The sequence below is a fragment of the Thermus kawarayensis JCM 12314 genome, assembly GCF_055393575.1.
In genome coordinates this window covers 285828-294048 of sequence record NZ_AP043757.1, presented here as the reverse complement: position 1 = coordinate 294048, position 8221 = coordinate 285828, and the positions used below count along the sequence as shown (strand labels likewise).

At 69.0% G+C, this 8221-nt stretch carries 6 protein-coding genes and 2 pseudogenes; 5 read left to right on the top strand and 3 right to left on the bottom strand.

Annotated features, from left to right (window positions below; all coding sequences use genetic code 11):
- Together ACZ5RK_RS12700 and ACZ5RK_RS12695 are read right to left on the bottom strand one after the other, a co-directional pair.
- Positions 1 to 292 (bottom strand): annotated as a pseudogene (locus ACZ5RK_RS12700) (hypothetical protein); the annotation flags it as partial.
- Between the two features lie 146 nt (positions 293 to 438).
- Entirely contained in the window at positions 439 to 603 is a 165-nt protein-coding gene (locus tag ACZ5RK_RS12695; RefSeq protein ID WP_464910317.1) for a transposase, read from the bottom strand.
- 65 nt (positions 604 to 668) lie between these two features.
- Between ACZ5RK_RS12695 and ACZ5RK_RS12690 the strand changes: the two are divergent.
- The 5 genes and pseudogenes from ACZ5RK_RS12690 to ACZ5RK_RS12670 all read left to right on the top strand — a co-directional run.
- A pseudogene (locus tag ACZ5RK_RS12690) lies at positions 669 to 1115 on the top strand (transposase); the annotation flags it as partial.
- A gap of 167 nt (positions 1116 to 1282) precedes the next feature.
- The gene (locus tag ACZ5RK_RS12685; protein WP_464910316.1) at positions 1283 to 2155 is read left to right on the top strand and encodes an ABC transporter ATP-binding protein; all 873 of its coding nucleotides are present in this window, start codon (positions 1283 to 1285) and stop codon (positions 2153 to 2155) included.
- Positions 2152 to 2883: an ABC transporter permease gene (locus tag ACZ5RK_RS12680; RefSeq protein WP_054647875.1), complete on the top strand. Its 732-nt coding sequence runs from the start codon at positions 2152 to 2154 to the stop codon at positions 2881 to 2883. The genes ACZ5RK_RS12685 and ACZ5RK_RS12680 overlap by 4 nt, the downstream gene beginning before the upstream one ends.
- 9 nt (positions 2884 to 2892) lie before the next feature.
- On the top strand, positions 2893 to 3942 hold the full coding sequence (locus ACZ5RK_RS12675; RefSeq protein ID WP_464910315.1) for a sensor histidine kinase: 1050 nt from the start codon (positions 2893 to 2895) through the stop codon (positions 3940 to 3942).
- A complete protein-coding gene (locus ACZ5RK_RS12670) occupies positions 3939 to 4541 on the top strand; it encodes a response regulator (protein ID WP_464910314.1) in 603 nt (200 codons plus the stop codon). The genes ACZ5RK_RS12675 and ACZ5RK_RS12670 overlap by 4 nt, the downstream gene beginning before the upstream one ends.
- A 378-nt stretch (positions 4542 to 4919) precedes the next feature.
- Here ACZ5RK_RS12670 and ACZ5RK_RS12665 read toward each other — a convergent pair whose 3' ends face one another.
- Entirely contained in the window at positions 4920 to 8216 is a 3297-nt protein-coding gene (locus ACZ5RK_RS12665) for an efflux RND transporter permease subunit (protein WP_464910313.1), read from the bottom strand.
- Between the last annotated feature and the right edge of the window lie 5 nt (positions 8217 to 8221).

Genomic DNA, 8221 nt, shown 5'->3' with positions numbered 1-8221 from the left:
TCCCTTCCACAAGCTTAGCCCTTCGGGCTAACGTGGAGCTCCTCGGTGACCCGGCGGTAGCCGTACCCAAGCTACGCTTCGCGTGACCGGGGTGCTCCAGCAGGATCTCTTCAATGGCCCTCTTGAGGCGGAGCTCCTCTTCCTCCCCCTTCCTGTCCGCCTCCACCTTCTGCTTCCGGTAGTAGTACCAGGTGGCCCGGGGGATCTCCAGGGCACTGAGGACGATGGGCAGGGGAGCCAGACCCTGGGCCAGCGCCTCGCGGGCCAGGTCGATGCGCTCGCCCAGGGTCATCCGCTTTACCTCCCCTGCCCTAGGAAGTTTTTTAGGAGGGCGATCTCCACTTCCTTCTTGCCGATGAGCTGCTCCAGGTCGCGGATCTTCTTCTCCAACTCCTTTTCCTGGGTCTCGTTGGAGAAGATGGTGGCCCCCTTTGCAAGCTACGCCCTGCGGGCGTGACCCATGAGCTCCGCCTTCCACTTCACGATGGTGTTGGGGTGGACGTTGTAGATGCGGGCGAGTTCCACCAGGCTCTTCTCCCCCTTGACGGCCTCCAGAGCGGCCTGAAACTTAACCTGTGGGGGTACCGCTTTGGGCTTCTTCATCCTGACCTCCCAGATGGGGTTATCCTACATCAAAATTAGCGTCTAGTCTAGAGGGTCCACATCCCTGGGAGGTGGTGCGGGACGGGGAGGTATGGACCTACCGGGTCTGGGCTTCTCCCCATCTGCCCGATGCGCTCTTGGCCTTTCCCGGGTGCAGGCAGGTGGTGCGGGTGGAGCGGGAGGTGGTGCACAAGGAGACGGGGGAGGTACGGCGCACGGTGAGCTACGCCCTCACCAGCTTGGGGGCCGAGGAGGCGGAGGCGAGGCGGCTTGGGGAGCTTCTCCTTTCCCGGTGGGAGGTGGAGAACCGGTCCTTTTGGGTGCGGGACGTTCTCCTCCGGGAAGACGCCTGCCAGGTGCGGGGCGTGGGGGCGCGGGTCTTGGCCGCCCTCCGGGCCTTTCTGGTGTCCCTGCTGTACCGCGGGGGGGTGCGGGAGAAGAAGGCGGCCCTGGAGGCCTTCTCTTTCCATCCCCTCTCCGCCCTCAGGTTCCTGGGGCTCTATGCGGTATAGCGGTCAAGTCTGATGCTACGCTTGTTAGTGAAACGGCTCGCCAGGGCCGCGTAGCTTCCGTGGAGGGCTTTTACGACAACCTCTTAGAGGTCTGGATGATGAATGTCAGGCCCAGACCCTGAGCCTTGGCCCTTCTTCCGGAGACTTGGGGAGGCTATAAAGGGGGCATGGAACCTCTGGCGGAGCTAAGGGAGGTGCGCAAGCGCTTTGGCCGGGTGGAGGTCCTGCAGAACCTTAGCCTCCTCCTCCTTCCCGGGGAGACCCTGGCCCTTTTGGGCCCCAACGGTGCGGGCAAGAGCACGGCCATCGGGCTTCTCGTGGGCCTCCTCTCCCCAGACGGGGGGAAGGCCCGCCTCTTCGGCCGCGACCCCCGGGATTGGCGAGCGCGGACGGCGCTAGGGGTCACCCCTCAGGAGAGCGGCCTGCCTCCGAACCTCACGGTGGGGGAGGTCCTCGCCCTGGCCCGGGCCCACTATCCGGACCCCGTGCCTTTGGGCGAACTCCTGGAGGCCTTCGGCCTTGCGGGGCTCGAGGGCCGCCGCTGCGGCCGCCTCTCCGGGGGGGAACGGCGGCGGGTGGCCCTGGCCCTGGCCTTCGTCGGCCGGCCGCGGCTTGCGGTGCTGGACGAGCCCACGGCGGGCCTGGACCCGGAGTCGCGGCGCCGGGCCTGGGCCCGTTTCCGGGAGCACCGGTCGCGGGGCGGGGCACTCCTCCTCGCCACCCATCACCTGGAGGAGGCCGAGGCCCTGGCTGACCGGGTGGTGCTCCTCTCCCGCGGCCGGGTCCTCCTCGAGGGAGGGCTCGCGGAGCTCCGGGCCCGGGTGGGGCTCAAGCGGGTGGCCTTCCGCCTCGAGGGTCCCCTGCCGCCCATTCCGGGGCTGGAGGCGGTGCGGGAAGGGGAGCGCTGGGCGGTGCGCACCCCCGACCCCGAGGACCTCCTCCGGGAGCTTTTCCGCCAGGGCCTAGAGATCTCCGACCTCGAGGTCTGCCCCCTGAGCCTGGAGGAGGTCCTCTTCGGCGCGGAGGGGGTGCAGGGATGAGGCTCTTTTGGGTCCACTTCTCAGCGGGGGTCAAGGCCACGCTGCGGGAGCCCGCCTACCTGGCCTTCGCCGTGGCCTTTCCCGCCCTCTTCTTCCTGATGTTCGCCGCCCCCCTCGCCCAGACCCAGCCTGCGGCCGGGGGCCGCCTCCTCGTCGCCTTCACGCTCTATAGCGTCTTCGTGGCCGTCCTGAGCTACTTCGGCATCGGCCAGGCCCAGGAGCGGGCCTTGGGCTTTCCCCGGTACCGCAGGACCCTGCCCCTGCCTCCCCTGGTGCCGGTCCTCGCTCAGATGGGGGAGGCCCTGGTCCTGGCCCTCCTCGGGGTCCTGGCCCTGGCCCTGGCCGCCGGGGTAGGGGCGGGCCTCCACCTTCCCTTAAGGGTGTGGGTCCGCCTCCTCCCCGTCTTGGGCCTCGGAGGGACGGTCTTCGGCCTGCTGGGGGCGGCCATAGGCCGGGCCCTGAGCCCCCGGGGGGCCAGTGCCCTCGCCAACCTTTTGGGCTTACCCTTGGCCTATGTGGGTGGGCTCTGGGTGCCTCCGGAAGGGCTACCCCCGGCGGTGGCCCGCCTCTCCCCCTACACCCCCACGAGGCTCTGGGCGGAGCTCGCCTGGAGCGCCCTCTCGGGGAAGGCGGGAGCGCCCTCCCTTTGGGCGGGGCTTCTGGCCTATGGCCTTCTCTTCCTGGCCCTTTGGGCCCTGGCCCAGCGCTTGGTTCAGGAGCGGGCGTAGCATGGTGGTATGGGAGGCCGCTGGCTTTACCTCTACCTGGTCTACCTCCTCAACCTCCTCTGGCCTGCCCTGGAGGGCCCGGGCCTCTCCCCCTTGGCCTGGGGCGTGACCCTCCTCTCCCTCCTAGCCTTTCTTCCCCTTTACTTCCGCGCCTTCCGCATCCCCTCCCTGGGCCCCGTCCTCGGCCTGCAGGCCCTAGGCCTAGGGGCGAGCGCCTTTAACCCTGGAGCCCCGGTCTACCTGGTCTACGCCGCGGCCGCCGCGGGCCTCCTCCCGGGCCGCCGGGCCCTCTGGGGGGTGGGCTTCAGCGCCTTGGGCGTCCCCCTGGCCTACGCCTTAAGCCCCCTCTACCGGGGTTCCCCTGGGGGGGCCCTCCTCCCCGGGGCCTATCTGGCGGCCCTAGCCCTGGCCAGCGGCCTCCTCACCCGATCCTTCCATCGGGAGCGCCGGGCCCAGGCGGAGCTCAGGCGCCTGGCCGTGGTGGCCGAAAGGGAGAGGATCGCCCGCGACCTGCACGACCTCTTGGGGCAGAGCCTCACCCATCTGGCCCTGCGGGCCGAGCTGGCGGCTCGCTTGGCGGCGACAGACCCCGCCCAGGCCCGGGCGGAGATGGCCCAGGTGGCCCAGGGAGCGCGGGAGGCCCTGGCCCTGGTGCGGGCGGTGGTCCGGGGGTACAGAAGCGGGTTGAGGCAGGAGCTGGAGGCCGCCCGCCGAGCTCTGGAGGCCGCCGGGGTGGCCTGCTCCGTGGAGGGGGAGGCGCCTCCCCTTTCCCCGGAGGCCGAGGGGGCCTTGGCCCTGGTCCTGAGGGAAGCGGTGACCAACGTCCTGCGCCATGCGGGGGCCGGGCGGTGCTGGATTCGGCTCGGTGCCGAGGGCGGCCTCATCCGCCTGGAGGTGGGGGACGATGGCCAGGGGCTCCGGGCTCCCCTGCTGGAAGGGGAGGGCCTTCGGACCATGCGCGAGCGTATGGTTGCCCTGGGGGGGCAGCTCGAGGTCCTAGATAGGGGTGGGGTGCGGGTGGTGGCCGTCCTGCCTCCAGCCCCGGTGGAGGTGGGATGATCCGTGTCCTCCTGGCCGAGGACCAGGCCCTGGTGCGGGCAGCTTTGAAGGCCCTCCTGCAGCTTTCGGGAGAGGTCCAGGTGGTAGCCGAGGCGGCGGACGGCAGGGAGGCCGTGGCCCTGGCCGTTTCCCTAAGGCCCGACCTGGCCCTCTTGGACGTGGAGATGCCCGATATGGACGGCCTCGAGGCTGCCCGGCGGATCCGCCTCGAGGCCCCGGGGGTGCGGGTGGTTATCCTCACCACCTTCGCCAGGCCGGGCTATTTGGAGCGGGCCCTGGCCGCCGGGGCCCTGGGCTACCTCCTCAAGGACGCGCACCCGGAGCGCCTCTTAGAGTCCTTAAAGCGCGCCATGGAAGGGCGCCGGGTGGTGGACCCGGAGCTCGCCCTGGAGGCCCTTTCGGAGCCCAACCCCTTGAGCCCCCGAGAGCAGGAGGCCCTGAGGCTCGCCGGGGAAGGGCTTTCCGCCAAGGAGGTGGCGCGGCGGCTCGGCCTCTCCCCGGGCACGGTGCGCAACCTCCTCTCCGAGGCCTACCTCAAGCTTGGGGCCAGGAACCGCCTGGAGGCCTGGCGAAAGGCCCGGGAAAAGGGGTGGATCTGAACCCTGGTCCTGGTGGCGCTTCTCCTGGCGGGAGGATGGGGTCTGTGAAGGGCCTGGTCTCCCCCGGCCCGCCTGGGGCAGGGCTTGGGATTAGCGGTGACGGCGGCGCCACAGCTGACCCTCCTCGCCCTCGGGCTGGAGCAGGGCCGGTGGGCAGAGTCCTTCCTAACCCCTTCCAACCTGGCGCCTTCTGCCCGGGACGGGCTGTGGGTAGCCCTGGCCATGGTTCCCATACGCCCACTGGGGGCTTGGGGGCATATGCTGGCTGCCTTTGCGGGAATAGCCCACGACCCTTCTCGCCGCCCTTTTGCCAGCCGGGTTTCAAGAGGAGGTCGTGTCAGGACCCCCACGCTGTCCTAGGCCGAGCGTGGGATGGCGTCACGGAACCTCTCGCAAAGCGGCCGGGGACTCCTCCAGGGGACGGCCCCGCTCGAACAGGTAGAAGGCGGCCGGGACCACGAACAGGGTGAGGAGGGCCGAAACCAGGATGCCCCCAAACATCACCACCCCGAGCCCCTGGCCGAACTCGGCCCCCGCCCCCCGGCCGAAGAGGAGAGGCAGGCTGATCACGAAGACGGTGAGGGTAGTCATGAGGATGGGCCGGAAGCGAAGGTAGGCGGCCTCCACCAGGGCCTCCTTCAGGGACTTTTGCCGCAGCCTCTGGGTGACGAAGTCCAAGTAGATGATGGCGTTCTTCGCAGAAAGCCCGATGAGGAGGAGGAAGCCAAGCACGCCAAAGATGTCCAGGCCGCCCCCCACAAGGTACGCAAAGAAAAGGGCCCCGGCAATGGCAAAGGGCACGGGGAGGAGGAGGTAAAGGGGGTAGCGGAAGGAGTTGAACTGGGCCCCCATGACCAGGTAGGCCATGAAGAAGGCCAGCAGGAAGAGAAAGGGTCCCTGCCCCTGGAGCTGGCGCGCCAGGGCCGCGGGGCCGAAGGCCTGTCCCTCGGTGAGGACCACCTGGCTGTCTAGGACCCCGGCTTCCTGTAGGCGTCGGCTTAGCCGCTCCAGGAGGGCCTGGGCCGGGGGGGCGGTGGGGGAAGGGCTTACCGTGATCTGGGCCACGTAGAGCCGGTTCTGCCGCGCTATGGTGGCCGGGGCCTGGCTTGCCACGAGCGCCCCGAGCTGCCCAAGGGAGAAAACTCCCGAGGAGGTGGGCACGGGAAGGCTGAGGAGGGCCTGGGGATCGGAGAGGGAAAGGGGGTCCAGCTGAACCTGGATGGGGTAGGTGAGGCCGCCGAGCTCCACCTGGCCCGCCTGGGTGCCCTGGACCGAGGTCTGCAGCAGTTGGGCTACCTGGTTTGGCGCGAGGCCCGTGCCCTGGAGGCGGTAAGGGTCCGGGCGGAAGGCGAACTGGAGGCCGGAGGGAGGGTTCGCCGGGACTGCTCCCAGGAGGTCGGGCTCCTGGGAGAGAACGGCGATGGCTCGCTGCAAGCGTTCCTGGAGGAGGGCCTGGTTAGGGGAGGCCAGGTTTAGGGTGAGGTTGGTGCCCTGGAAGCCCCCTCCCCCGCCACCCCCCGCTCCGAAGACGACGAAGCGGGCAGAGGGTTGGTCCTGAAGCAGGGCCCGCACCCCTTGCTGGAACTCGGGGAGAAGCCGGAACAGGCTGGGCCGCTTTCCGTGGGGCTTAAGGCCGATGACGAAGCTGGCCCCGCCTTGGGACACCTCCGCCTGGACCGTGTCCACCTCGGGGCGCAGGAGGAAGTAGGCTTCCACCCGGCCCGCCAAGGCGTTGGTCTGGCTTAGGGAGGTTCCCGGGGGCAGGTTCAGCCGGGCCCGCACATAGCCCGAGTCGCTTTGGGGGACGAAGGAGAAGGGGATGCGGGGGAGGAGGAGGGCGGAGAGGAGCAGGAAGAGGCCCAGGCTTCCGAAGAGGATCCCGGCAGAGTGCTCCAAAAGCCGCGCGAGGGTTGCGGCGTAGCCTGCCCGTACCCTTTCTAAGACCCGTTCGGTGCGGGCGTGGAGGGAGAGGGAGAAGGCTTCCAGAAGGGCCAGGAGGCTTCCCAGGAGGTAGCGCCCAAGCCCCAGGGCCAAGGGGTAAAGCAGGAGCAAGGGGAGGAGCCTGGGCTGGCGCAGGACCAATAGGAGGCCCAGGATCGCCAGCAGGGCCAGCCAGCCTCCCCGCCGCCAGGCTCTGAGCCCGAAGCGGAGGTCTTCTGGGAGGGCAAGGAGGCGCTTGAGGGCCGCTTTCCAGGTGGTGGGGGGGGCGTCCGGGGTATAGGCCATGCGCACGGTGAGGAAGAGGAGGGCCTCGAGCCAGGACATGGCCACTGCCGCCGCCAGTCCCAGGGCGAACTGCTCCACGTACCGCCCCGCGAACCCTCCCACGAAGCTCACAGGGATGAGAACGGCCAGGAGGGAGAGGCTTGCCGCGGCCACAGCGGAAAAGACCTCGCTCGCCCCCACCAGGACCGCCCGCACCCGGTCTAGGCCCAAGGCGCGGTGGCGTTCCACGTTCTCCGCCACCACGATGGAGTCATCCACCACGATGCCGATGGCCACAATGAGGGCCAAGAGGGAGACCAGGTTGAAGCTAAAGCCCAGGAGCTGGTAAAGGATTGGGCCAGCGGACAGGGAGATGGGGATGGCTAAGATCACCGTGAAGGCGGTGTTGAGCCGTCCCAGGAAGAGGAGAACCACCGCGGCCACCACGGCCCCCGTGAGGAAGAGTTCCCTGTAGGTGCGCTCCAGGGAGGCGCGGATGGGTAGGGTGGTGTCGTTGCTGTAGAGGACCCTGTAGCCCTCGGGGAGCCGAGCCTGCTTAAGGCTCCGCTTGATGCCGTCCACCACGGCCACGGCGTTACTGCCCGCGGCTTGCTGTACGGAGATGAGGACCACGGGCTGGCCATTGATGCGAACGTACTCGCCCGCCTGGGAGCGCATCTCCACCCGGCCCAGGTCCCGCACCCGGACCCCCCGGGCGGCGTCCACCAGTACGGCTCCCACCTCCTCGAGGCTTTGGGGCACGCCCTGCGTGAAAAGGCCTAGAGTGGTTCCTTCTCGAGTGATGCTACCGATGGGACTTTGCACCGAGCTTGCCGCCAAGGCCTGGGCCACCTGGTTCGGGGTGAGACGGTAATAGGCCAGCTTGCTAGGGTCTAGGTAAACCCACACTCCCTGCTCCGGCCCGCCCTGCAAGGCGACGTTGGCCACCCCGGGGACCTGCTGCAGGAGGGGCAAGAGAACGTCTCGGGCGTATTCATAGACTTTGGCCAGGTCTTCCCCCGGAGCATAAAGGCCAAACTCCAAGATGGGCTGGGCGTTGGGGTCAAAGGCCTGGACTGAGGGGGGCGTGGCCCCTGAGGGGAGCTGCCGGGCCGTGGCCGAGGCCTGGGCCGCCACCTGGTTGGCGGCGCTCACCCGGTCCACGTCGGGTCCGAAGGAGACCACCACCCGGCTAAGGCCCTGGCTGCTGGTGGAGCTGATCTGGCTTATCCCGGCGATGCGACTAACCGCGTTTTCCAGAACCTGGGTGACCTGCTGATCTACGGTTTCCGGTGTGGCGCCGGGATATTGAACGGTCACCGACACCACAGGGACGTTGACCGAGGGGAGGAGGTCCACCCCTAGGTTGCGCGCGGCCAGGAAGCCGAAGACCACCACGGCGCCGAAGAGGCCGATGGCGAGCACGTAGCGGGCCACGGAGAAGCGGACGAAGGGGCTGATGCGGACCATGCTTC

Excerpts from the sequence above, each read along its gene's own strand:
- ACZ5RK_RS12695 (WP_464910317.1), bottom strand. The coding sequence starts at position 603 with ATGAAGAAGCCCAAAGCGGTACCCCCACAGGTTAAGTTTCAGGCCGCT.
- ACZ5RK_RS12685 (WP_464910316.1), top strand. The coding sequence starts at position 1,283 with ATGGAACCTCTGGCGGAGCTAAGGGAGGTGCGCAAGCGCTTTGGCCGG.
- ACZ5RK_RS12680 (WP_054647875.1), top strand. The coding sequence starts at position 2,152 with ATGAGGCTCTTTTGGGTCCACTTCTCAGCGGGGGTCAAGGCCACGCTG.
- ACZ5RK_RS12675 (WP_464910315.1), top strand. The coding sequence starts at position 2,893 with ATGGGAGGCCGCTGGCTTTACCTCTACCTGGTCTACCTCCTCAACCTC.
- ACZ5RK_RS12670 (WP_464910314.1), top strand. The coding sequence starts at position 3,939 with ATGATCCGTGTCCTCCTGGCCGAGGACCAGGCCCTGGTGCGGGCAGCT.
- ACZ5RK_RS12665 (WP_464910313.1), bottom strand. The coding sequence starts at position 8,216 with ATGGTCCGCATCAGCCCCTTCGTCCGCTTCTCCGTGGCCCGCTACGTG.